This is a genomic window from Delftia sp. WY8, from assembly GCF_018437695.1.
In the GTDB taxonomy this organism is placed as follows: Bacteria; Pseudomonadota; Gammaproteobacteria; order Burkholderiales; family Burkholderiaceae_C; genus Comamonas; species Comamonas tsuruhatensis.
The window spans coordinates 1,861,091-1,884,413 of the sequence record NZ_CP049795.1; the positions used below are offsets into that span (position 1 = coordinate 1,861,091).

General features: G+C 69.8%; 15 protein-coding genes. 13 read left to right on the top strand and 2 right to left on the bottom strand.

What is annotated here, in order from left to right:
* Position 1: 1 nt before the first annotated feature.
* From G4D77_RS08540 to G4D77_RS08570, 7 genes are all read left to right on the top strand, one after another.
* Positions 2–778 carry an SDR family NAD(P)-dependent oxidoreductase gene (locus G4D77_RS08540; protein WP_154835167.1) on the top strand — a complete coding sequence of 259 codons (777 nt, stop codon included), beginning with the start codon at positions 2–4 and terminating at the stop codon, positions 776–778.
* Between the two features lie 11 nt (positions 779–789).
* A complete protein-coding gene (locus tag G4D77_RS08545; RefSeq protein ID WP_017405599.1) occupies positions 790–1,548 on the top strand; it encodes an SDR family NAD(P)-dependent oxidoreductase in 759 nt (252 codons plus the stop codon).
* A 182-nt stretch (positions 1,549–1,730) separates the two neighbouring features.
* Positions 1,731–2,024: a hypothetical protein gene (locus tag G4D77_RS08550; protein WP_154835169.1), complete on the top strand. Its 294-nt coding sequence runs from the start codon at positions 1,731–1,733 to the stop codon at positions 2,022–2,024.
* The gene (locus tag G4D77_RS08555; RefSeq protein ID WP_154835171.1) at positions 2,021–3,064 is read left to right on the top strand and encodes a CobW family GTP-binding protein; all 1,044 of its coding nucleotides are present in this window, start codon (positions 2,021–2,023) and stop codon (positions 3,062–3,064) included. Before G4D77_RS08550 ends, G4D77_RS08555 begins: the two co-directional genes overlap by 4 nt.
* Before the next feature lie 13 nt (positions 3,065–3,077).
* The gene (locus G4D77_RS08560; protein WP_154835173.1) at positions 3,078–4,268 is read left to right on the top strand and encodes an ABC transporter substrate-binding protein; all 1,191 of its coding nucleotides are present in this window, start codon (positions 3,078–3,080) and stop codon (positions 4,266–4,268) included.
* Between the two features lie 63 nt (positions 4,269–4,331).
* Complete coding sequence (locus tag G4D77_RS08565; RefSeq protein ID WP_154835174.1) at positions 4,332–5,384, top strand: GntR family transcriptional regulator; 1,053 nt, start codon at positions 4,332–4,334, stop codon at positions 5,382–5,384.
* 191 nt (positions 5,385–5,575) lie between these two features.
* A complete protein-coding gene (locus tag G4D77_RS08570; protein WP_016449810.1) occupies positions 5,576–5,965 on the top strand; it encodes a hypothetical protein in 390 nt (129 codons plus the stop codon).
* 12 nt (positions 5,966–5,977) lie between these two features.
* Here the strand turns inward: G4D77_RS08570 and G4D77_RS08575 are convergent, their stop codons facing one another.
* Together G4D77_RS08575 and G4D77_RS08580 are read right to left on the bottom strand one after the other, a co-directional pair.
* A complete protein-coding gene (locus tag G4D77_RS08575; protein ID WP_154835176.1) occupies positions 5,978–7,486 on the bottom strand; it encodes a L,D-transpeptidase family protein in 1,509 nt (502 codons plus the stop codon).
* Positions 7,486–8,823, bottom strand: coding sequence for a L,D-transpeptidase Cds6 family protein (locus G4D77_RS08580; protein WP_227740817.1), 1,338 nt, complete (start codon positions 8,821–8,823; stop codon positions 7,486–7,488). Before G4D77_RS08580 ends, G4D77_RS08575 begins: the two co-directional genes overlap by 1 nt.
* Positions 8,824–9,303: 480 nt before the next feature.
* Here G4D77_RS08580 and G4D77_RS08585 point away from each other — a divergent pair, with 480 nt between their 5' ends.
* From G4D77_RS08585 to G4D77_RS08610, 6 genes are all read left to right on the top strand, one after another.
* Positions 9,304–14,265 (top strand): hypothetical protein, encoded by a 4,962-nt coding sequence (locus tag G4D77_RS08585; RefSeq protein ID WP_154835180.1) that lies wholly within the window; start codon positions 9,304–9,306, stop codon positions 14,263–14,265.
* 82 nt (positions 14,266–14,347) lie between these two features.
* Positions 14,348–14,872, top strand: coding sequence for an OmpA family protein (locus G4D77_RS08590; RefSeq protein WP_016450685.1), 525 nt, complete (start codon positions 14,348–14,350; stop codon positions 14,870–14,872).
* Between the two features lie 136 nt (positions 14,873–15,008).
* Complete coding sequence (locus G4D77_RS08595; RefSeq protein WP_154835182.1) at positions 15,009–18,170, top strand: UDP-N-acetylmuramoyl-tripeptide--D-alanyl-D-alanine ligase; 3,162 nt, start codon at positions 15,009–15,011, stop codon at positions 18,168–18,170.
* Positions 18,171–18,269: 99 nt separating this feature from the next.
* Positions 18,270–20,132 carry a peptidase domain-containing ABC transporter gene (locus tag G4D77_RS08600; RefSeq protein ID WP_154835184.1) on the top strand — a complete coding sequence of 621 codons (1,863 nt, stop codon included), beginning with the start codon at positions 18,270–18,272 and terminating at the stop codon, positions 20,130–20,132.
* Positions 20,129–21,505 carry an HlyD family type I secretion periplasmic adaptor subunit gene (locus G4D77_RS08605; protein ID WP_154835186.1) on the top strand — a complete coding sequence of 459 codons (1,377 nt, stop codon included), beginning with the start codon at positions 20,129–20,131 and terminating at the stop codon, positions 21,503–21,505. Before G4D77_RS08600 ends, G4D77_RS08605 begins: the two co-directional genes overlap by 4 nt.
* Positions 21,505–23,238 carry a TolC family protein gene (locus tag G4D77_RS08610; protein WP_154835188.1) on the top strand — a complete coding sequence of 578 codons (1,734 nt, stop codon included), beginning with the start codon at positions 21,505–21,507 and terminating at the stop codon, positions 23,236–23,238. Before G4D77_RS08605 ends, G4D77_RS08610 begins: the two co-directional genes overlap by 1 nt.
* Positions 23,239–23,323 lie beyond the last annotated feature (85 nt).

The window sequence follows — 23,323 nt, forward strand, 5'->3', positions numbered from 1 at the left end:
CATGCACCCGCAGATCGACAGGAACAAGGTCGCCCTCATCACCGGCGCTGCCAGCGGCATCGGCCAGGCGCTGGCCCTGGCCTATGCGCAGGCAGGCATTGCCGTGGCCGGCAGCTACTACCCCCGGGATCCGCACGATCCCGGCCAGACCCTGGAACTCGTCGAACGCGCGGGCGGGCGGTGCGTCATGGAGGCGGTCGATGTGGGCGATGCCGAGCAGGTCGAGCACCTGGCCCGCGTCGCCGTGGACCGCTTCGGCCGGCTGGACTTCGCCGTCGCCAATGCAGGTTTGCTGCGCCAGGCGGCCCTGGCCGAGATGAGCGATGCGCAGTGGCAGGAGGTCATCAACATCGACCTGGGCGGCGTCATGCGCACCTTCCGGGCCAGCGCGCGCCACATGGCGGCGGGCGGGGCCATGGTGGCCGTCTCCTCCATTGCAGGCGGCGTCTACGGCTGGGAGCAGCATGCCCACTATGCGGCCGCCAAGGCAGGCGTGCCCGGGCTGTGCCGCGCCGTGGCCATGGAGCTGGCACCGCGCGGCATACGCTGCAACGCCGTGATTCCGGGCCTGATCGAGACGCCGCAGTCGCTGGACCCGGTCAACTCGCTGGGCCCGGCGGGCCTGGCGCAGGCGGCAAAAAGCATTCCGTTGGGGCGTGTCGGGCAGGCCCGAGAAATCGCAGCCCTGATCCGTTTCCTGACCAGCGACGAGGCCTCCTACATCACCGGCCAATCCATCATTGCCGACGGCGGCGTGACCGTGCGCTGGCCCAGTTGAGGACATCCGACATGAGCACATCCAAGCCACTGGACGGCCGCCGCGCCGTCGTGACAGGCGCCGGCAGCGGCATCGGCGAGGCCATTGCCCTGGCCTATGCGCAGGCCGGCGCGCGGCTGCTGCTGGCCGACATCGATGCCGCGCGGGCCGAGGACGTGGCCCGGCGCTGCCGCGCGCTGGGCACGCAGGCCGAGACCGTCATCGGCGACGTGGGCGACGAGTCCACGGCCCACCGCATCATCGACCGCTGCGTGCAGGCCTTCGGCGGCATCGACATCCTGGTCAACAACGCCGGCATGCTCACCCAGTCGCGCTGTGCCGACATGTCCACCGCGATGTGGGACGAGATGCTGCGCGTGGACCTGCGCAGCGTCTTCCTGTGCGCGCGGCGCGCAGTGCCGCACATGCAGGCCCAGCGCTGGGGACGCATCATCAGCATCGCCTCGCAGCTGGGCATCAAGGGCGGCGTGGAGCTGAGCCACTATGCGGCGGCCAAGGCCGGCGTGATCGGCTTCACCAAGTCGCTGGCGCTGGAAGTGGCACCCGACAATGTCCTGGTCAACGCCATTGCCCCCGGCCCCATCGCCACGCCGCTGGTCGACGGCATCAGCGCGGACTGGAAACGCGCCAAGGAGGCCAGCCTGCCGCTGGGCCGCTTCGGCCGCGCCGACGAGGTGGCTCCCACGGCCGTGCTGCTGGCCTCCGACCCCGGCGGCAATCTGTATGTGGGGCAGACGCTGGGGCCCAATTCCGGCGATGTCATGCCGTGAAAAGAAGCACCCCCTGAGTCGCTTCGCGCCTTCCCCCTCTCTTCGGAGGGGGGCGTACGGGCAGCCGGCGACACCCTCGGTGCGGGGCGGCGCGGCCGGCATAGGCCCTTCCTCGGTGTCTCTGCTCTTTGGCTGTGCCAGTTTCGCAGGCGGCTCCATTCGCAACCGAAAGGTTTTCAGTCATGTGTGGAATGTGCGGTTTGCTGCAGGGCTCCGGCCACTGGAGCCAGGCGCCGGCCGGATCGGCCGGGCGACGCCAGCGGCTGATTCAGATTGCGCGCGCCAACCGGCTGCTGGCGCTGTGGCGGCTGCGGCTCAGCGACTTCCACGGCCAGTCCTACCTGCTGCAGGGGCCTACGGGCGCCAGCGTTCTGGTGCCCGACTTCGGTGCGTTGTGGCCTGCGGCCGAGCGGCTGCTGGCCCGCGAGCTGGATCTGCTGGCCATGCCCTGGCCGCAACCGGAGCAGGCGCCATGACCGGCGATGCACGCCTGCCCGTGGGTGTGCTCACGGGCTCTCTGGGCAGCGGCAAGACCACGCTGCTCAGGCAATGGCTGCAGGACTCTCCCGCTGCCGAGACCGCCGTGCTGATCAACGAATTCGGCGCCGTGGGGCTGGACCATCTGCTGGTGGGCCGCATCGACGCCGACACGGTGCTGCTGGACAGCGGCTGCATCTGCTGCGCCATCCGCGGCGAACTCAAGGAGGCGCTGTGGCGGCTGCACCAGCGCCGCGAGCGCGGCGAGCTGCCTGCGTTCCAGCGCGTGCTGATCGAAACCACGGGCCTTGCCGCGCCCGGCCCGGTGATCGCCACCCTCATAGGGGATGCGCAATTGCGCCAGGTCTTCAGGCCCGCCCATGTCGCCACCGTGGTCGATGCCCTGCACGCGGCCACGCATGCGCAGCGGCCCGAATGGCAGGCCCAGGTCGCCGCCGCCGACCGGCTGTACCTGAGCAAGACCGACCTGGCCCGGCCGCAGGACGCCGAGGCGCTGCGCGCGCAGCTTGCCAGGCTCAATCCGCTGGCCGTGCTCGGCAACAGCCGCCAGGCGCAGCCGGCCTGGCAGGAGCAGCCCGTGCAGGAGAGCAGTTGGCTGGCACGCGCCATTGCAGGCACGCCTCGCAGCCGCAAGGGCCAGGAGCCGCACGGCAGCATCCAGGCCTTCTGCCTGGAACTCGACGGCCCCGTGGACTGGTGTGCGCTGACGCTGTGGCTGACCTGGCTGCTGCACCGCCATGGCGAGCGGGTGCTGCGGCTCAAGGGGCTCGTGGCCGTGGCCGCCGAAGGATGGCCGCAGGGGCAGCCGACGGTGCTGCACGGCATGGGCCATCTGATGCATGCGCCCGAGCATCTGGCCGAATGGCCCGGTGGCGACGGCCGCTCGCGCCTGGTCTTCATCGCCTCGGGGCTCAACGGGCAGCAGGTGGACGACTCCTGGCAGTCGTTCCAGCGTTTCTTCGCGCAGGACAATGGGGCGCAACCCGGCGCCGCCCCCGGCCCGGCCGCCTTCCATTGACAAGGAACACCCCATGCGCAAGAACATGCCTGAACTGCGGGTACTGGGCACCTCGGTGACGCTGACCGAGGCCATGCGCCGCCGCGCCGAGCAGGACCTGGGCCTGCGCATCCGCTTCGAGGTGCTCGACGGCTTCGACGCGCAGCGCCAGGCCGTCATGCGCCAGGACAGCTTCGATCTCTACGACCAATGGTTCCACAGCCTGGACTGCCTGTGGCCGACAGGGGCGCTGCAACCCATAGACATCGGCAGGCTGGCGCATTGGGACGAGGTCAACGCCCTGCCCAAGACCGGGCGCATCACGCCGCAGGCGGCCCTGGGCGCGGGCTGCAACCCGGCCATGCGCCTGTACGTGCAGGCCGATGGCACCCTGGGCGGCACGCCCGCATCGCGCATTAGCATGCTGCCGCTGACGCACAACGCCGACAGCTTCGTCTACCTGCCCGCCGCCGTGCCAGAGCTGTTCGCGCAGACCGAGGAGAGCTGGTCGTGGCTGCTGTCTCCCGCCTGCCGTGGCCGTGCGGCCCTGCAGGCGGATGCGGCCATCGGCGCGCTGGATGCGGCCCTGGCCCTGCAGGCCGGCGGCGACATGCGTTTTGGCGACATCAGCAACCTGGGACTGGAGGAGATCGACCAGATGATGGCCCTGCTGCTGCAGCGGCAGGAGTCGGAGCAGTTCCGGGGCTTCTGGGGCAACTACGCCGATGCGGCGCGGCTGATGATCGATGCCGGCGTCGCCATACAAAGCCACTGGTCGCCGGCCATCGCCCACTACCGCGCGGCGGGACTGGACTACCGGCTGGCCTGCCCGCGCGAAGGCTACCGGGCCTGGTACGGCGGCCTGGGCATCTCCAGCCAGGCCAGGGGCGACACGCTGGATGCCGCCTACCGCTACCTGAACTGGTGGCAGTCCGGCTGGCCCGGTGCGGCGATGGCACGGCAGGGCTACTACATCTCCAACCCGCTGCGCAGCCGCGAGCACCTGCGCGCCAGCGAATGGGACTACTGGTACGCCGGCCTGCCTGCCGCCGAGGACCTGCGGGGCACCGACGGACAGATCTTGATCCCGCGCGGCAGTGTGCGCGACGGCGGCTCCTACGAGCAGCGCCTGGGCCACATCGCCGTCTGGAACACCGTCATGGACGAGCACAACTACCTGGTGCGCCAATGGGCCACGCTGCTGCGCCGCGCCCGCCCCTTATAGTCCTGCCGGATACCGGCCCCCTTTGCGGCGGCCAGTGCACAGGTACATGCAGATGAAGCAGGAATGACAAGAGCCACCCCAGCACCCACGCAGCTTGCCCGCGACGAGGAAGCAGGCCCCGGCGAATCCGGTGAATCCGGCGATCCCGGCGAACGCCGGCTGCGCTATGAACTGATACGCCAGCGCCTGCGCGGGGCCATCGTCGAGCAGCGGATCGAGCCCGGCCTGGTGCTGCTGGAGGGGCCGGTGGCCAAGGTCTTCGGCACCAGCCGCATACCCGTGCGCAAGGCCTTCGAGCTGCTGCATGCCGAAGGGCTGCTGTGCACCTTCGACGGACGCGGCTACCTGGTGGCCCGGCCCGGGCAGGCCGTGCAGCCCCAGCGCCTGCCGCTGGACGCGCGGGCCCTGGGCCTGGAGGAGGGCAACGCCACCATCCACATCCCCTCGGAAAGCGAGCGCATCCACGACGAGCTGGAGCAGACCATCTCCATCGCCATGATCTTCGGGCGCTTCCAGATCGACGAAAGCGCGGCCATGGAGCACTTCAACGTGAACCGCGTGGCCCTGCGCGAGGTGCTGAGCCGGCTCGTGGACCGGGGACTGGTGGACAAGAGCACCTATGCCTCCTGGCGCGTGGCGGCGTTGACGGCACGCGCGGTGAACCAGGACTTCGAGCTGCTGGCGCTGCTGGCGCCCGCGGCGCTGCGCGAAAGCGGCCCGCGCCTGGACAGGGACATGCTCGCTGACCTGCGCCGCCGCCTGCACGCCCCTACCGCACCGCAAGCTCAGGAGCTTTTGCGGCTGGAGCAGCACCTGCACGGCGCCTTGCTGGCACGGCATCCCAACCACAAGCTGGTGGGCATGCTGCAGCAGTGCCAGATGCCGTGGCTGATCCACAGCACCTTTGACCGCATGTTCCCGCAGTCGCCCAACCCGCCCCTGCTTGAGAACTGCCGCCAGGTCATCGACGCCCTGTGGGATGGTGAGTACGAGCGGGCCGCGCAGGCGCTGCAGGACTACCTTGCCCAGGCACGCAAGCGCGCCCAGCTGCAGCTCAAGGTCCTGTCCGTGCTGCCCGAGGCGCAGCTGCCGGCCTATCTGGTGCGGCAGTCGTGACCCCCTGAGGGACGCATCGGGCCAGGCAGGGCCGGGGCGGACAAGACTGCGACCGGTGCGCCTGGTTGCATGTGCAACCACCGGTTTGCGCCGGGTTCACCGGGCGTTTACGCAAGCGCGGCATATTGGGCGGCCGAAGGGAACCGCAGGAACCCACAGGTACCGAAGGACCGCACCGAAAGACCGCACCGATGAATGCCCTGCGCATCAGCACCACCGTCTTCACCGAAGCCAGATTCTGGAGCCTGGTGGTTTTCTCGGTCGTTCTTCCCTGCGCCATCTACGCCGCCCTGCTGGCCAAGCGCAGCATCTCGCGCACCACGGTGCTGCTGTTCGGGCTGGCCCTGGTGGCCATGGCGGGGGTGGATGTCTACCTGCTGCAAAGCCTGGCCTCGGCGGCCAAGGCGACGCCTTCGCTGTCCGACAACACCCTCTTCGTCTCCGAGCTGTCCACGGCGCTGTACCTGCTGCCGGCCATGATTGGCGGCATCGGCGTGAACATGACCTCGCATGTGCTGATACAGCACCTGTTCGATGCGGAGCGCCGCTTCGACAGCAACCGCCACAACGAGAACACCTGAGCTGCGCCGGGCTCAGCCCATCACGTCCTCGGAGAAAAGCTGCCAGCGCCCGCCCGTCTTGCGCCAGTACTGGCGCAGCGGCAGGCCTTCGGCAAAGGACTTGCTGCTGGCGCGCAGGTTGACCACGCGGATCTCGCCCTTGGCGTCCTTCCAGGAATAGATGGACAGGTCCTGCAGCGTCACGCCGGGGCGGTTGAGGTAGGCGGCCAGCCGCTCCTGTGATGTGCGCGAGGCCGGCGACTGCAGCAGGTCGGGCGCGTAGAGGGCGGCCAGCTTGCGCGGGTCCGCACCGTTCCAGGCGCTCTTCCAGTCGTCGATGACGCGCACGAAGGCGTCTGCCGCCTTCTGCTGGGCCTGGGCCTTGGGGGCCACCCATTGCAGCTTTTCGCGGATCAGCACCGGCGTCTGCCGGTCCACGGTCTGCATGAGCAAGGTGAGATCGGGGTTGGCCAGCACCAGGCAGCCATCGCTGGCCTCGGGCGCCCGCGAGAACTGGTCGGGCGGCGAGCCATGCAGCCAGATGCCGCTGCCCGAGCGGCCCACGGCCTTGTCCCAGTCATTGGGAAAGTTCACCGTGAGCGCACCCTTGCCATAGAACTCCGGCAGACGGGGCCCGGGGATGTGGCGGCCCACGAAGTAGATGCCCAGCGGCGTGCGCTGGTCGCCTTCCTGCCATTTGTCGGTGCCCAGCTTGCCCACGGAGACATAGAAGTCCCCCAGCAGCCGCAGCCCGCCTGCCTCATGGGCGAACAGGTACAGCCGCGACTTGCTGGCGTCGATGGCAATGGCATGCCGCACGGATGCGCCCAGCATCAAAAACTCGCCGGGAACGGAACCCGCAGGCGGCGCGCCGCTGTCCGCCTGCAGGCGGCGCTTGAGTTCGTTTTGCAGATCCTGCAGCTGGGCCTGCGCGGGACTGGCCGGACCCTCGAGCCGTGTGACGCTGCCCACGGACAGGTTGTGCCGCACCAGCACGCCCTGGCCCGGATGGCTGGGGGCGGCGGACGCAGCCACGGGCGTGCCCGCCAGCACCTCGCCGGCACGGCCGGTCTTGAAGCGCAGCAGGTCTGCATACACCAGCTGGGCTGCGCGGAAATTGGGGACTTCGGCGGTGAGATCGGCGGCCGCCTTCAGGGCGCCATCCAGATCCCGCTGCTCCACCTGGCGGATGATGGCCAGCAGGCGGGCCTCCGCCTGGCTTTGCGAGCCGGCCGCCGCCTTGGCCTGGCCTGCCGTGGCAGCAGCGCCGCCTGCCGTGGCCGCCACCGCAGCAGCGGCCACGGCCGTCTTGCCCGACGCCGAGCGCAGCCTGGCTGCGCCGGCCTTGCCGGTCTTGCTGGTCTTGCCCGTTGCGGGCTTGGCGGATGCCGTCTTGGAGGCCTTGGCCGGCTTGGCGTAGGCCGCCGTGCCGAACGACATCGTGGACAGAGCGGCCAGCAGCACGGCCACGCCGGCGGCCCGCGCATGCAGGCGCAGCAAGCCGGCGGATGACCGTGCCAGGGGGCGCGCTCTTTCAGGCATCAGGAACCGGTTCCTTCGTGGGTGATGCGCCATTGTCCCTTTTCGCGCTGCATGCGCAGGGTCTTGCGGGTCGTGGTCTTGAGCGCGCCCGATGCGTAGTACTGGCGGAACTGGGCCGTGGCCTTGTCGCCGTCCACCGTCACCTTGAGGTCGCGCACGGTGACGACGATGGTGGTGCGTCCGACAATGCGCTGGCGGCGCTGTTCCTTCCACTTGGCCAGGCTGCTGCCATCGGCCGGGGAGAAGTGGTCGCTGTAGGCGTCCAGGTAGCGGTCCATGTCCTGTCCGGCCCAGGCGGTGGACCAGGCCTTGACGGCGGCCTCCACTTCCTGCGCTGCGGCCGACTGGGCCGCCTTCTTCTCGTCGACGGCAGGCGCTGCCTTGGCGGGCTCGGCGGCGGCCACAGCGGCGGCGGCAGGGGCCGCAGCGGTGGTGGTCACGGCGGCGGCCTTGGCCGCAGCCTGCCTGGCTTCCTCGGCAGCGCGCGCCTTGTCCTGTGCGGCCTGGGCAGCCTTCTCCTGGGCCAGCCTGGTCTCGGCGGCCTTGGCTTCCGCTGCCTTGGCCTGGGCCAGCTTGGCCTCCGCTGCCTTGGCCTCTGCGGCCTTGGCTTCCGCCGCCTTGGCTTCTGCGGCCTTGGCCTGCGCTGCCTTGGCATCGGCGGCCTTCACTTCAGCGGCCTTGAATTCGGCGGCCTTGGCCTCTGCCGCCTTGGTCTCGGCGGCGCGGGCCTCGGCCAGCTTGGCGTCGGATTCGCGGGCCTTGGCATCGGCCGCCTTGGCATCGGCGACCTTGGTCGAGGCAGCTGCAGCCTGGACCGTCTTGCCCTGGGCGCCACCTTGCTTGGGGAAGATCTGCGTGATCAGGGCCAGCTTGGGCTGGATGGCCTGGCGCGATCCGTCCAGCTGCAAGGCCTTGGCATAGGCATCGCTGGCCATGCGCGCATACAGGTCGCCCAGGTTCTCATGCGCCGTGGCGTAGCTGGGGTTGGTGCGAATGGCCTGCTCCAGCACTTCCGAGGCCTTGCGTTCCTGGCCTTCGGCAGCGTACAGCACGGCCAGGTTGTTGTAGGGCTCGGGCAGGCTGGGGTAGTCACGGGTCAACGCCGTGAAGATCTTGATGGCCTGGGCGTTCTGGCGCTGCTCCGCGGCGATCACGCCCTGCAGAAAGCGCATCTGCACATCGGCCGGGTTTTGCTTGAGGTAGGCCTCGGCCTGCTTGGCGGCCTGGGGCGCCTTGCCCTGCTCCAGCAGCCGTGAGACCTCGTCCACCGCCTCCTGCGATGCATGGGCAAACGCCCCGCACAAAGCCGCCCCCAGACTGAAGGCGGCAATGGCCACGGGCCGGGCTATCCGCAAATAGGTACGACCCGGCACTCGCGACGGAACTCTGGACGAAATCAGCATATGGGCGCTCTCTACGCAATGAAAGTTGGAAGACGGGCCTGTTCGCTTTTGGGCTTACTGCATGCGCCGATACACGCCTGCAGCCAAAAGCCAGCGATTTTATAGGCGAAAGCCATCTTGCCCCGCTGCATGGGCCCGCGAGTCAAGGGCCATGAAACATGGCGCGGCACCGGCGCCCGAGTAACGGAGCAGACCCGGCAGCGTTACGTAACGTGTGCCGTAACAGACCCTTGATGAGACATTGTGATCAATAGATAAATCCATACAAATCAATATCTTAGGATGATTCCTAGGCCATCCGGACCTGCAGCGTGCACGTGGCATGCATGTTGCACAAAAGGGCTCGACAGATTTTTCACGGCTTCCAAGCCACCGTCTGACCTTGTCGTCTCAACCCTTGTCTGGAGAGAGTAAATGACCGCCCAATCGATGCAGCCCACCGGCAACACCACCGTCAGCCCCGTGCAGTTCGGTGACCCGCAGCCCTCCAGCGTTGTGCTTGCGCAGCTCAATACGTCGAACATGCAGCCCGGCGCAGCCGCAGCGGTCATGCCCCGGGGCACGCCTCCCGCCACGCTGTCCCAGGTCAGCCCGGGCGTGCAGATCGTGCGCAATGGGGAAACCCTGATGGCCCAGCCGGGCAGTGCCCTGCAGGTCGGCGACAAGATCATCGTGCCCGCCGATGGCAGCGCCAAGGCGCTGTTCCAGGGCAAGGACGGCCAGACCCTGGTCGGCACCTTCGAGGGCGGCACCCAGGCCACGCTGGCCCAGCGCGAGGGTGATGGCGCAGGCGCCATGGTGCTGGACCTGGCATCTGGCAACGTCCAGGTGGCGCCCGCCAGTGACGGTGACGCCGTGGGCCTGATCGTGACCAAGGAAAGCGCCGCAGCCGCAGCCGGCGGCTCCGTGCTCAGCGACTTCCTGCTGGCCGGCCTGATCGGCGCGGGCGGCGTGGGCCTGATCGCCGCAGCCAGCAACGACGACGACGACCCAGCCCCCCCGGTGCCGACCGATCCCACGAATCCGACCAACCCCACGGATCCCACGAATCCGACCAATCCCACGAACCCGACCAACCCGACCAATCCGACGGATCCCACCAACCCGACGAATCCTACGAATCCTACGAATCCCACGGATCCGACGAACCCTACGAACCCTACGAACCCCACCAATCCTACGAACCCCACCAATCCGACCAATCCCACGGATCCCACGAACCCGACCAATCCTACGAACCCGACCAATCCGACCAACCCCACGGATCCCACGAACCCGACCAACCCCACGAACCCGACCAATCCGACCAACCCCACGGATCCCACGAACCCGACCAACCCCACGAATCCGACCAATCCGACCAATCCCACGGATCCCACGAACCCGACCAACCCCACGAATCCGACCAATCCGACCAACCCCACGGATCCCACGAACCCGACCAACCCTACGAACCCCACCAATCCGACCAACCCCACGGATCCCACGAACCCGACCAATCCTACGAACCCCACCAATCCGACCAACCCCACGGATCCCACCAACCCGACCAACCCCACCAATCCCACGGACCCGACGAACCCGACCAATCCGACCAATCCCACGGACCCCACCAATCCGACGGATCCCACGGACGGCCACGGCCTGATCACCTCCGTGCAGGACGTGGTGGGTGCGCTGTCCGGTGGCACGGTCGCCGGCCCGGTGGGCAACCTGATCGATACGCTGGTCAATCCCGGCAGCGGCACGCTGTCCGGGGTGACAGGCCTGCTGGAGAGCCTGACCAGCACCAATGGCGGGCCGCTGGGCGTGCTCACCGAGCTGGTGGACGGCCTGGTCAACATCCAGAACCAGGGCCTGGAGCCCCTGATCAGCACGCTCAATGAGCTGCTCAAGGGCCTGGATGAAGCGGGCTCCGGCGGCTCCATCGGCACGGTAGTGGACAACGTGCTCGGCGGCCTGCTCGACGAAGACGGTGCGCTGGGCGGCCTGCTCGCCGGCGTGGGTGGCCTGCTGGGCGGCCTGGTGGGCGGCGGAACGGGCAACCCGCCCGGCACGCCTGACAGCGGGGTGGTCACGTCCGTGCAGGACGTCGTGGACGGCCTGCTGGGCGGCACGGTGGCAGCGCCTGTGGGCCAGTTGCTGGACGCCCTGGCCAATCCCACGGACGGACTGCTGTCCACCGTGACCGGCGCGCTGGAGAACCTGACCAATGTCGAGGGCGGCCCCCTGGGTGTGCTGACCGAACTGGTCAACGGCCTCACCCAGGTGGACGGCGAAGGCCTGGCCCCGGTGATCGGCACGCTCAACGAGCTGATTGCCGGCCTGGGCAACGGCCTGGACGAAGATGGGCTCGGCGGACTGGTCGGCAGCCTGCTGGGTGGATTGGTGCCCGGCGGCGGCACGGGTGGCGGCACGGGAGAAGGCCTGGTCACCACGGTCCAGGACGTGGTGGACGGCCTGCTCGGCGGCACCGTCGCAGCCCCTGTGGGCCAACTGCTGGACGCGCTGGCCAATCCCACCGATGGAACGGCCTCGGTCGTCACCGGCCTGCTGGAAGGCCTGACCAGCGTGGACGGTGGCCCCCTGGGCGTGCTGACCGAACTGGTCAACGGCCTGACCCAGGTGGACGGCCAGGCCCTGCAGCCGGTGATCGGCACCCTCAACGGCCTGATTGCCGGCCTGGGCAGCGGCCTGGGTGAAGGCGGCATCGGTGAACTGGTCGACGGCCTGCTGGGCGGCCTGATCCCGGGCGGCACGGGAGGCGGCAGCGGTGACGGCCTGGTCACCACGGTCCAGGACGTGGTGGACGGCCTGCTCGGCGGCACCGTCGCAGCCCCTGTGGGCCAACTGCTGGACGCGCTGGCCAATCCCACCGATGGAACGGCCTCGGTCGTCACCGGCCTGCTGGAAGGCCTGACCAGCGTGGACGGCGGCCCCCTGGGCGTGCTGACCGAACTGGTCAATGGCCTGACCCAGGTCGATGGCCAGGCACTGCAGCCCGTGATCGGAACCCTCAACGGCCTGATTGCCGGCCTGGGCAGCGGCCTGGGTGAAGGCGGCATCGGCGAGCTGGTCAGCGGCCTGCTGGGCGGTGACAGTGGCCTGCTGGGCGGCGTCCTTGGCGACGATGGCCTGGTCGGCGGCTTGCTGGGCGGTGACGGTGGCCTGCTGGGTGGCGTCCTTGGCGACGACGGCCTGGTCGGCGGCCTGCTCGGCGGTGACGGCGGCCTGCTGGGTGGCGTGCTTGGCGAAGACGGCCTGGTCGGCGGCCTGCTGGGCGGCCTGGTTCCGGGCGGCGGCACAGGCAGCGGCGACGGCCTTGTCACCACGGTGCAGAACACCGTTGGCGACCTGCTCGGCGGCACGGCCGGAGCGCCTGTGGGCCAGGTACTGGATGCGCTGATCGACCCCGGCACCGGCGCCCTGTCCGTGGTCACGGGTCTGGTGGAAGGCGTGACCCAGGTCAACGGCGGTCCGCTGGGTGTGGTGACGGACCTGGCCAACGGCCTCACGCAGGTCCCGGGCCAGGCACTGCAGCCGGTGATCGGCACCGTCAATGGCGTGCTGGCCGGTCTGACGGGAGGCGACGGCCTGCTGGGCGGCGTGGTCGGCGGTGACGGCGGCCTGCTGGGCGGCGTGCTCGGCGACGACGGCCTGGTCGGTGGCCTGCTGGGCGGTGACGGCGGCTTGCTGGGTGGCGTGCTTGGCGACGACGGCCTGGTCGGTGGCTTGCTCGGCGGTGACGGCGGCCTGCTGGGTGGCGTCCTTGGCGACGACGGCCTGGTCGGCGGCTTGCTCGGCGGTGACGGCGGCCTGCTGGGCGGCGTGCTTGGCGACGACGGCCTGGTCGGTGGCTTGCTCGGCGGTGACGGCGGCTTGCTGGGTGGCGTCCTTGGCGATGACGGCCTGGTCGGCGGCCTGCTCGGCGGTGACGGCGGCCTGCTGGGCGGCGTCCTTGGCGACGACGGCTTGGTCGGTGGCTTGCTCGGCGGTGACGGCGGCTTGCTGGGTGGCGTGCTCGGCGAGGACGGCTTGGTCGGCGGGCTGCTGGGCGGCCTGGTTCCGGGTGGCGGCACAGGCAGCGGCGAAGGCCTGGTCACCACGGTGCAGAACACCGTCGATGACCTGCTCGGCGGCACGGCCGGAGCGCCTGTGGGCCAGGTGCTGGATGCGGTGATCAACCCCGGCACCGGCGCCCTGTCCGTGGTCACGGGCCTGGTCGAAGGCGTGACCCAGGTGAACGGCGGCCCGCTGGGCGTGGTGACGGACCTGGCCAACGGCCTGACGCAGGTCCCGGGCCAGGCACTGCAGCCGGTGATCGGCACCGTCAACGGCGTGCTGGCCGGTCTGACGGGAGGCGACGGCCTACTGGGCGGCGTGGTTGGCGGCGTGGTCGGCGGCGACGGTGGCCTGCTGGGCGGCCTCACGGGCGACACCGGACTGGTCGGCGGCCTGCTCGACACCGTGGCTGGCGACAACGGCATCGTTGGCGGCCTGCTCGGCGGCGACGGTGGCCTGCTGGGCGGCCTCACGGGCGACACCGGCCTGGTCGGCGGCCTGCTCGACACCGTGGCCGGCGACAACGGCATCGTTGGCGGCCTGCTCGGCGGCGACGGTGGCCTGCTGGGCGGCCTCACGGGCGGCACCGGCCTGGTCGGCGGCCTGCTCGACACCGTGGCCGGCGACAACGGCATCGTTGGCGGCCTGCTCGGCGGCGACGGTGGCCTGCTGGGCGGCCTCACGGGCGGCACCGGCCTGGTCGGCGGCCTGCTGGAGACCGTGGCCGGCGACAACGGCATCGTTGGCGGCCTGCTCGGCGGCGACGGTGGCCTGCTGGGCGGCCTCACGGGCGACACCGGACTGGTCGGCGGCCTGCTCGACACCGTGGCCGGCGACAACGGCATCGTTGGCGGCCTGCTCGGCGGCGACGGCGGCCTGCTGGGTGGCCTCACGGGCGGCACCGGCCTGGTCGGCGGCCTGCTGGAGACCGTGGCCGGTGACAACGGCGTCGTCAGCGGCGTGCTGGACACGGTGGCCGGCGACAACGGCATCGTCAGCGGCGTGCTCGACACCGTGGCCGGCGACAACGGCATCGTCAGCGGTGTGGTCAACACGGTCGTCGGCGACAACGGCATCGTCAGCGGACTGCTGGGTGGCGGCAGCAGTGGCGGCGGCCTGCTGGGCGGGCTGCTGGGGGGATCGTCCGGTGGCGGACTGCTCGGTGGCCTTCTGGGCGGCACTTCGCAAGCGGCAACGGCCTCTGCGGCCGAGCTGGATCCGATTGCCACCTCCATCAGCAGCCATGCCAGCAGCACGGCCGATGCAGCAGCCAGCGTGTTGACGCAGCAGTTGCACCACAACGCCCTGCTGTGAGCTGCAGCGGCGCCTGCGGGCGCCGCATTCCTTCCCTGCGCCGCCGCCTCGCGGTGGCGGCGCACGTCCCAGGAGATTTTCCATGTCACACACTCTCAGGCTGTGCACCATCGTGCTGCTGGCCGCAGGCCTGGCCGCCTGCGGTTCCACCGCCACCACCAGCACGCAGCGTTCCGAACACCACTACGCCTTCGGCAAGGCCCCGGCGCCTGCGCCGGCCAGCTCCGGCGTCGCACCCGTGGTGGCCACGAGCCAGGCCGACCAGCGCGGTCCCGCCAATGTCGCCCACATCGTCTACTTCGACTTTGACGCCTACACCATCCGCAGCAGCGACCGGGCCATCGTGGAAAGCCATGCGCAGTGGCTGCGCAGCAATCCCGGCCGCTCGGTGATGCTGCGCGGCCATACGGACAGGCGCGGCGGCATCGAATACAACCTGGCGCTCGGCCAAAAACGTGCCGACGCGGTGCGCAACAGCCTGCAGCTGCTGGGAGTGAATCCGGCCCGCGTGGAGTCCGTCAGCTACGGCAAGGAGCGGCTGGCCGACGAAGGCACGAGCGAAGACGCCCACCAGCGCAACCGGCGCGTGGAATTCGACTACCGCTGAGCCGCCGCGCTCCGCACTCGCCTGCCGCCGGGCCGCCATGAAAGAACAGATCCGTACGCGGTCAGCGCACCGCAGCCCGGCGTCCCGTCCCCACGGGAAGCGCAGCCTCCCACTGACCTTGACCGAGGCCGAGAGCATGTTGTCGCAGCAATTGGCAAATGGCCTGGAGTACCTGGCACGGCACATGGTGTTGCTGCCCGAGCCCTACCCCGGCTGCATTCTTTTCTTCACGGTGGCGGCCGAGAACAAGGCCGCCTCCGTCTTCCATGTACGCGCCACCACGCTGGAGGCCGCCTGGCGCGAGGGGGCGACCCGCGTGCGCCAGTGGGCCTGGGCCCGCAAGCGCGATGAGGTCGATCTGCGCATCGACTGGGTCCAGGACATCACACCCCTGGAGGCGGACAGTCCCCTGCCCGATTGCCGTGCCTGGACCGAGATGCCCCTGCGCTCCCTTGCCCTGGCCGATGCCAGCCTGGAGCGCGCGCAGTTGCTGCACCCCTTGCTGCCCGATCCGCCCCAGGGTGGGGCTGCCGACGCACCCGACGATGAGCCCCCCCTCCCACGCCCCCTGCATCCCCCCTGCCTGCTGCTGCACCTGCGCGGCATGTACATCAGCGGTGAGCATCCCGCCTTGGCCGTGCCGCGAACCGACCCGCCGCAGCAGCGCCTGTGGCCACACCTCGTGCCCGTGCACGCCGCGGTCCAGCAGCTGCTGGCGCAACAGGGCAAGGAAGGGAGCTGGCCCGGTTGCGAAGACGTGTGCGACCACCTGGGCGTGACCTACGCCCTGCTGCAGGCCCAGCGCCATGCGGGCAGCGCCGCACTGGCGCAGGCCATTGCGCTGGCCATGGGCCACGTGGAGCAGCGGCTGCAGCCGCTGCCCGGCGACTGCCTGTCCGGCGCGCTGGCCATGCTGGTGCTGGCCCGCCACCTGCGCAACAGTTTTGTGCTGGGGCCGGGGGCCGACAGCCAGGCCCGCGCCCGCATTCCGGCGCTGATGGACCCGCTGGCGGAAAGCCTGCTGTCCACCGCGGCCGCGTCGGCCAGCGCCACCAAGGCCGAGGCTGCGGCCCACGCCGATGCATCCCGCAGCGGCCAGCCCCTGCTGAGCTGGGCCGAACTGGCCATGCATGCCTATGCCAGCTCCCGCCCGCCCACCAGCGACAGCCCCACGCTGCGTGCGGCGCGCAGCGCCCTGCCCGAGACGGCCGTCCTGCCCGCCGCCTTCCTGCAGGCCGCGCTGCCGCCGCTGCTGCGCATGCCCGGCAGCCCCGATGACCGCCCTGGCGGGCAGGCCGACGACCCCTGCGCTCGCTGGATAGGCATTGCACTGGTCGAAAGCCTGCAGCTCGACGCTGGCCTGGAGCCACAGCCCACGGACCTGCTGCGCCAGTGGCAGATCGGCCTGCAGCGCCATCTGCAGGCCCTGGCCCAGCGCGCCATCTGGCCGGAACAGGCGCTGTACCTGCCGCCCGCCCGGCGCCGCCATGCCGCCTTTGCCGACGCCAGCCTGCGCCAGGTGCTGCAGTCCCCGCGCGAAATCGCCTGGCTGCTGGCATCCAGCCTGGCCGGCCTGGAGCTGCTGGACGCGCTGGCCCAGGCACTGCGCTCGGCTGCCAGCCACGCAGTGGCCGAAACCGAACCGGAGCACGAAACCGAAGGCGAAGGCGAAGGCGAGGCCGTGCCTGCGCAGGCCGGCAATGGCCCGGATGCGGACGGCAGCCCTGCCAGGGCCTGCTTGCCGGGGGCGCGCGACGGCGAGGCCGCGGGCCGGCCGGCTTTCTCGCCCGCGGCCGGGACCCTGTACCCGTCCATGTCCTGGGAAGGCCATGCACTGGCCGAGCTGATGAACGGACGCTGGCTGGATGCCCCGTCAACGCAAGGCAGAGGTACCGGCACCTGCTGCGCGGGGCTGGACGCCAGCCGCCTGCACCATCAGCCCGGCGCCGCCGTGCTGGTGCGGCGTGCCGGCATGGCCCTGGGCGTGCAGGCCGCCGCGCTGCCCACGCTGCGGGCCTCGGCCCTGATCAGCAGCAGCCCGCAGGGCCTGCTGCACCATGGCGTGCCCGTGCTGCATGTGCCCGACATACAGGAAGGGTTGCGCAGCCTGGCGCAGGCCGCCCGGCGCCGCATCCAGGCGCCCGTGATCGCGGTCAGCGGCTGCGTGGGCAAGACATCCACCCTGGGCATGCTGCGCCAATGCCTGCAGGACGGCGGCGATGCACGGGGCGACGCCCTGCTGTCCCAGGGCACGGCGCTGCAGATGATCAACTGGAGCGAGGCAGCGCCCTGCGCCCTGCTGGAGTTGCCATTGCAGGCACTGCGTGGAGATCTGCCGCTGATTGATCCGGACATTCTGGTTATTACTAATCTTTCAATTAATGACATCCCCAGTACTGGTGATTCCGAGCAGTGCGGACCGGCCGGTCTGTCCGCCTGCCGCAAATACGAGGCGCTGCAGGAAGTCGTGGAAGCCATGCAGCACATGCACAAAGGCAGTGCATTGGTGATCGAACAAGACATAGGTGAAAACCCGTGCATTATTGAGAATGCCCAACGCATAGGAATGCGTCTCATCACCTTCGGTCCGCATTCCAATGCGCAGGTCCGTGAAATGGGGTTTCACAATGGAAATCTGCAAATAAGCATAGACAACCGGCGCCTCGGGATTTCCCTGCAATCGGATGGCCACCACATGGCCCGCAATGCTCAGGCCGCGCTGGCCGCCATGCATGCGCTGGGCTATGCGCCTGCACAGGTCCAGGCCTCGCTCGCGCACTGGCGGCCGCTGATCGGCGCCGGCCAGCCGCAGCTGCTGCCCAGTGGAATCTGCCTGCTGGACCACAGCCTGAGCAACCACTTACTGTCCATGCATGCTGCTTTTTCCCAGCTGCAGGAGCACGCCCCCCATGTCAGCCGCAGGCTGATCGTGCTGGCCGGCATACAGCCGGGCCAGGTCAGCATGGACACTGCACAGCTGGCGCTGGAGCCGCTGGTGCGCGCGGCCCAGGCCCGGCGCGTGCTGCTGTACGGCGAGCCGCTGCGGCAGCTGGCGGCGGCACTGGCAGATCTTCTGCACGTCAATTGGTATGACGATCTCAATCAATTGATCTGTTCACTTCTTCGTACAACCCATAAAGGCGACACGGTTTTGTTGGCAGGCCGCGCCACTACCAATCTGGCCCTGGCCGCAGATGCCATACGAGACAGTTTCAGTGGACACGGGGCCCACCTAATAGCATCCAGCCCCGCCATCCGCTTTGATCCACATCAAAATCAAATGAACATGCATTATTGATTGAATAAAACTTATAGAGGACTGTATATAACTCGCTACAGTATTTGGGAAACGAGCGCCTTTACATTTTGTAAAGACGTTTACTAAGCCCATCAGAACATGATCCGATACCTTCTTCCCCGCCAGTTGGCCAAGGCCACGGCGATGCCGTCGGGAACGGAGACGGTGGGGGCTTTTGCAACTGCCATCGCCGAGTCCTTCGACCGGGCCGCTCACCAGCTGCGCCGTGCCGCGTGGCTGTCCCTGCCCATCAGTGTGCTGGGCCTGTTGCCATCCATCTTCCTGCTGCAGGTCTACAACCGCGTCATTGCACGCGGCGGCACGGCCACGCTCACGGCCATGGTGGCCGGCGTGCTGTGCTTCCTGGGCCTGGAATGGTGGCTGCGCCGCCGGCGCGCCCGCGCCCTGCGCGAAGCCGGCGCCATGATCGACCGCGATGTCTCCCAGGCGCTGATGCATTCCATGCTGCGCCACCCGCTGGCCGCGCTGGAGCAGCGCTCTTCCAGCCAGTGGCTGCAGCTGTTCCGCGACGTGAGCGCCATGCGCTCGGGCATGTCCGGGGGCCTGGCGACCTCGCTGCTGGACCTGCCCATGGCCCTGCTGGCCCTGGTGGTCATCGGCATCATTGCCTGGCCCGTGCTGCCGGTGATCCTGGTGGCCATGCTCATCATGGGCGTGCTGGCCTGGTGGTGGGCCGACGAGGTGCGCAGCGGCCGCGTGGAGGAAATCGCCCAGGCCCGCATGCTGGACCGGGGCACGGCCGAAGTCTGCAACGCCCGCGCCACGCTGAAGGTGCTGGGCTACGACGCCGCCGCGCGCCAGAACTGGCAAAACGGCTATGACCGCTGGCTGGCCGAGAGCTTCGGCAAGAACGGCGAGATGGAAAACGCACGCGAGGCCAGCACCGTGCTGCTGACGCTGTTCTCCATTGCCGTGATCACCGTGGGCGCCATTGCCATCAATGCGCAGTGGATGAGCATCGGCAGCCTGATGGCCGTGAACCTGCTGTCGGGCAAGGCGCTGGGCCCCATCTCGCAACTGGCCAGCAACTGGCGCTCGCTGGCCCATGCCAACGAGGCCGCACGCCGCCTGCAGGCCGTGCTGGAGGAACCCGTCGAGGCCATGACCGACACCGTGGACCTGCCCCGGCCCCAGGGCCGGCTGCGCCTGGACCAGGCAAGCTTCCACTACCCGGGCGGCCATGTGGCGCTGGAGCAGGCATCGCTGGAGATCGGCCCCGGCGGGCTGCACGCCATCGTGGGGCGCAACGGCGCCGGCAAGTCCACCCTGGCCAAGCTGCTGGCCGGCCTCTACCAGCCCACGCAGGGGCGCATCTTCATCGATGAATACGACATGGCCCAGTTCCCGCGCGCCGAACTGGGCCGCTGGATAGGCTGCCTGGCGCAGCAGGTGTACTGGTTCAGCGGCCCCATCGTGGACGGGCTGCGCATGGTCAACCCCGATGCCGACGACCACAAGATCGTGACCGCCTGCCAGATCTCGGGTGCGCACGGCTTCATCAGCCGCCTGCCCCAGGGCTACCAGACCGTGCTGGGCGAAGGCGGCGCGGGCCTGTCGGCCGGCGAGCTGCGCAAGCTGGCCCTGGCCCAGCTGTTCCTGCGCAACCCCTCGGTGCTGATCCTGGACGAGCCCAGCAACGACCTGGACTTCGAGAGCGAAACCGCGCTGCTGCAGACGCTGCGGCAGATTGCGCTCAAGCACACGGTCATCGTCGTCACGCACTCGCTGCGCGTGGCCTCCATGGCCCAGCATCTCTACCATGTGCGCGGCGACGGCGGCATCGAGCATGGCTCGCCCCAGCTGCTGCTGCCCCAGCTGTTCGGCTCGGCGCGCGAGCCTGCGGCTCCCCCAGCACCCGCAGCGTCCGCAGCCCCCGCAACGCCGGCCGACCCGGCCCCGCATGCCGACCACCCCGCCGTGGCGCAGGAGCTTGCCTCATGAGGGCCGGGCGCTACGACGACCTCCCCCTGGTGCTGCGCCAGTCGAGCGAAGCGCAGGCGGCCGTGCACGGCCAGCCGCCTGCGGACGCGTCCGGCACAACGCCCCCCACCCCTGGCCGCACCGCCCTGGCGCGGGGCAAATGGCTGCTCGTCATTCCCGTCGCCGCCCTGGTGGTCACCGGCCTGTTCTATCCGGTGGAGAACGTGGTGGTCGCCAGCGGCCAGGTCATCCCTTCCGACCGCGTGCAGACCGTGCAGCATCTGGAAGGCGGCATCGTCACCGCCGTCCATGTGCGCGAAGGCCAGGCCGTGACCCAGGGCCAGCCGCTGCTGGAAATCGACCTGGGCAGCAACAGCCTCAACCTCGAGCAGCTCACGGCGCGCATGGCCACGGCCCAGGCGGTCAAGGTACGGCTGGGCGCGGAAAGCCAGGGCAGGCCGCTGCAGCGCACCAGTTTCCCGGCCGACCTGGACCCGCAGGTGGTCCAGGCCGAGCTGGGCGCCTTCTCGGCCCGCGCGCTGGAACACCAGGGCAGCATTGCCGCGGCCCAGGCCCAGCTGCAGCAGGCGCGCGGCGACGTGGCCCAGGTCCAGGCCCGCATCGAGGGGCTGGAGACCAATCTGCGCCTGCACCAGCAGGAAGCCTCCATTGCCGGGCAGCTCGCCGCCGAACAGTTGATCGGCCAGCTGGAAGTGCTGGACAAGCAGCGGGCGCTGGAGCAGGTCCGCGCCGAGCTGGCGGCATCGCGCCAGACGCTGTTCAGCAACCGCGCCAAGATCGAGCAGGCCCAGGCCAAGCTGCAGGAGACCCAGGGCGCCTTCCGCCGCCGCGCCTCCGACGAACTGGCCCAGACCGAACGCGAGCTGGCCAGCCTCAACGAAGACCTGGTGCGCGCCCGGACCCAGCGCACGCGCACCGCCGTGCTGGCGCCCACCAGCGGCTTCGTCAAGGGACTGCGCAGCTCGGGTGCAGGCTGGGTGGTCAAGCCCGGCGAGCCCATCCTCGAAGTCGTGCCCGACAAGGACGAGGTCATCGTCGAAGCACGCCTGAGCCCCGCCGACCGTGGCTACGTGCGCACCGGCCAGCCCACCCGGGTGAAGATCTCGGCCTACGATTTCCTGCGCTACGGCTCGGTGCCCGGCCAGGTCACCCTGGTGGCTGCCGATGCCGACCGCGACCCCAACCTGGCCGACTCGCCCTCGTACTTCCGCATCCAGGCCAGCCTGGAGCAGCCCTGGGTGGGCCGCACCGACAACCGCATCACCACCGGCATGCAGGCCGAGCTCGACCTGCTGCTGGGCCACGAACCCTTTATCTGGTACTTGCTGCGGCCCGTGCTGCGCATCCAGAGCGAAGCCTTCCGGGAGCCCTGATGCAAGGCCGCCCGTCCACTCCCACCACAGGCTGGCACGCCCGGCTGCGCCAGCTGCTGGCCGCTGCCTGCTGCGTATCGGCCCTGCAGGCGCTGCAGGCTGAGGCCGCGCCCATGGCGGCCGAGGAACCGGACCTGGCCACCACGGCTGCGGCGGGCACGGCGGAATCCGCTCACGCTCACGCACCCGCACCTTCACCCGAACCCGCATCCGTCCCGGTACCCGACGCCGTGGTCCTGCGCCTGGCCCAGCAGCTCACGCCCGGCACCCTGGCCAGCGACAGCGGGCAGCGCCGCCTGCTCGATGCCCTCTACGCCCTGCTCGACGAATACCCCGACGTGCGCAAGGCGCGCGCCGCGCTGGAATCGGCCGGGCATGACGTGAACACCGCGCGCGGCGCGCGCTGGCCCACCTTCAAGGTGGGCACCAACACGGGCGATGCCAAGCTCCGCCGGGGCCGCGAGTCGTACACCGCCGTCAATGCCGAAGTGCGCATGGCCCTGCTCGATGGCGGAGCCATCGGCGCGGGCATCCGCTCGGCCGAATCGCAGGAGGCAGCCCAGGGCAGCGTGCTCTACGGCACGCGCCAGAACGTGCTGCTGGAGGCACTGACCGCCCTGCTGGAGCTGCACCGCTTCGAGGACAAGGCGCGCGTGGCGGCCGAGTCGGCACGCATCATCGGCCAGCTCGCGCGCATCGAGGAGCGCCGCGCCGAACTGGGCGCCGTGGGCCGCAACGACCTGCGCCAGGCCGCCTCGCGCCAGGCCGGCGCCCTGGCCCAGCAGCATGCGCTGGAGTCGCAGCGCATGGATGCGCTGGCCCGCTTCACGCGCTACTTCGGCTTCACGCCCCAGGCCGGCTGGCTGCCCCAGCTCAATGTGCCCGAGCAATGGATGCCGGCCAGCGAAGACTCGGCCCTGCAGGCGTCCGAAGCCGTCAGCCCCGAGCTGCAGGAAATGCAGCAGCAGATCGAGAAGGCCCGCGCCGAAGTCGACCGCAGCAAATCCCAGCGCTTTCCCACCCTGGCCGCCGTGGTGGCCCACACGCGCGACCCCAGCGGCGTGCTCTATGCCGAGGGCACGCGCTACGGCGTGGAGCTGAGCTGGAACTTCGGCAACGGCTTCGAGCTGCGCGACCGCATCCTCAAGGCCATCAACGAACTGCAGGCCCAGGAAGCGCAACAGGAAACCGTGCGCCGCCAGGTGCGCGAGACCGCCTCCGCCGCCTGGGGCCGCACCCAGTCCGGCCGCCAGCGCGAAAGCCAGCTGGCCGACGCCGTGCGCGAGGCGCGCGCCGCCTTCGAGGGCCGCCGGCGCCTGCTCGAAGTCGGCCGCGGCAGCCTGGCCCAGGTGCTGGACGCCCAGCTGGACATGCAGCGCCTGCTGCTGGACGAGGCCGACGCCATCTACGACCAGCGCATCAACGAACTGCGCCTGGCGCGCACCACCGGCCGCCTGCTGCCGCAGGACCCGCCCGACCAATGGCTGAACGCGCTGTTCAGCACGCAAAAACCCATTCCAGCAGGTGGCGGTACGCCGGACCCCTCGCCCGGCACGGTGCCCGGCATGGCTCCCGGCCAGGCCCCCTCGCGCACCCGCCCCGACCCCATGGACGCTGCCGTGGCCACCCTGTCCGCCAGCGCCATGCCCCAACGAATCCAGCTGCGCCTTGAGCAGCAGTTGCGCCCCGTTTCAGACGCTTTTCAAACCACCGCCGCGCGACAGCAGTGGTGAAGTGGGAAGCAGGGGTTCCCGTGCAGCGGCCGGCTTGGGCCCATCGCCAGCCGCTGCCATCGACAACGATGGGCTTTTGCAACCG

Excerpts from the sequence above, each read along its gene's own strand:
- G4D77_RS08550 (WP_154835169.1), top strand. The coding sequence starts at position 1,731 with ATGTGTGGAATGTGCGGTTTGCTGCAGGGCTCCGGCCACTGGAGCCAG.
- G4D77_RS08570 (WP_016449810.1), top strand. The coding sequence starts at position 5,576 with ATGAATGCCCTGCGCATCAGCACCACCGTCTTCACCGAAGCCAGATTC.
- G4D77_RS08585 (WP_154835180.1), top strand. The coding sequence starts at position 9,304 with ATGACCGCCCAATCGATGCAGCCCACCGGCAACACCACCGTCAGCCCC.
- G4D77_RS08610 (WP_154835188.1), top strand. The coding sequence starts at position 21,505 with ATGCAAGGCCGCCCGTCCACTCCCACCACAGGCTGGCACGCCCGGCTG.
- G4D77_RS08555 (WP_154835171.1), top strand. The coding sequence starts at position 2,021 with ATGACCGGCGATGCACGCCTGCCCGTGGGTGTGCTCACGGGCTCTCTG.
- G4D77_RS08595 (WP_154835182.1), top strand. The coding sequence starts at position 15,009 with ATGTTGTCGCAGCAATTGGCAAATGGCCTGGAGTACCTGGCACGGCAC.
- G4D77_RS08590 (WP_016450685.1), top strand. The coding sequence starts at position 14,348 with ATGTCACACACTCTCAGGCTGTGCACCATCGTGCTGCTGGCCGCAGGC.
- G4D77_RS08600 (WP_154835184.1), top strand. The coding sequence starts at position 18,270 with ATGATCCGATACCTTCTTCCCCGCCAGTTGGCCAAGGCCACGGCGATG.
- G4D77_RS08560 (WP_154835173.1), top strand. The coding sequence starts at position 3,078 with ATGCGCAAGAACATGCCTGAACTGCGGGTACTGGGCACCTCGGTGACG.
- G4D77_RS08605 (WP_154835186.1), top strand. The coding sequence starts at position 20,129 with ATGAGGGCCGGGCGCTACGACGACCTCCCCCTGGTGCTGCGCCAGTCG.
- G4D77_RS08575 (WP_154835176.1), bottom strand. The coding sequence starts at position 7,486 with ATGCCTGAAAGAGCGCGCCCCCTGGCACGGTCATCCGCCGGCTTGCTG.
- G4D77_RS08540 (WP_154835167.1), top strand. The coding sequence starts at position 2 with ATGCACCCGCAGATCGACAGGAACAAGGTCGCCCTCATCACCGGCGCT.
- G4D77_RS08545 (WP_017405599.1), top strand. The coding sequence starts at position 790 with ATGAGCACATCCAAGCCACTGGACGGCCGCCGCGCCGTCGTGACAGGC.
- G4D77_RS08565 (WP_154835174.1), top strand. The coding sequence starts at position 4,332 with ATGACAAGAGCCACCCCAGCACCCACGCAGCTTGCCCGCGACGAGGAA.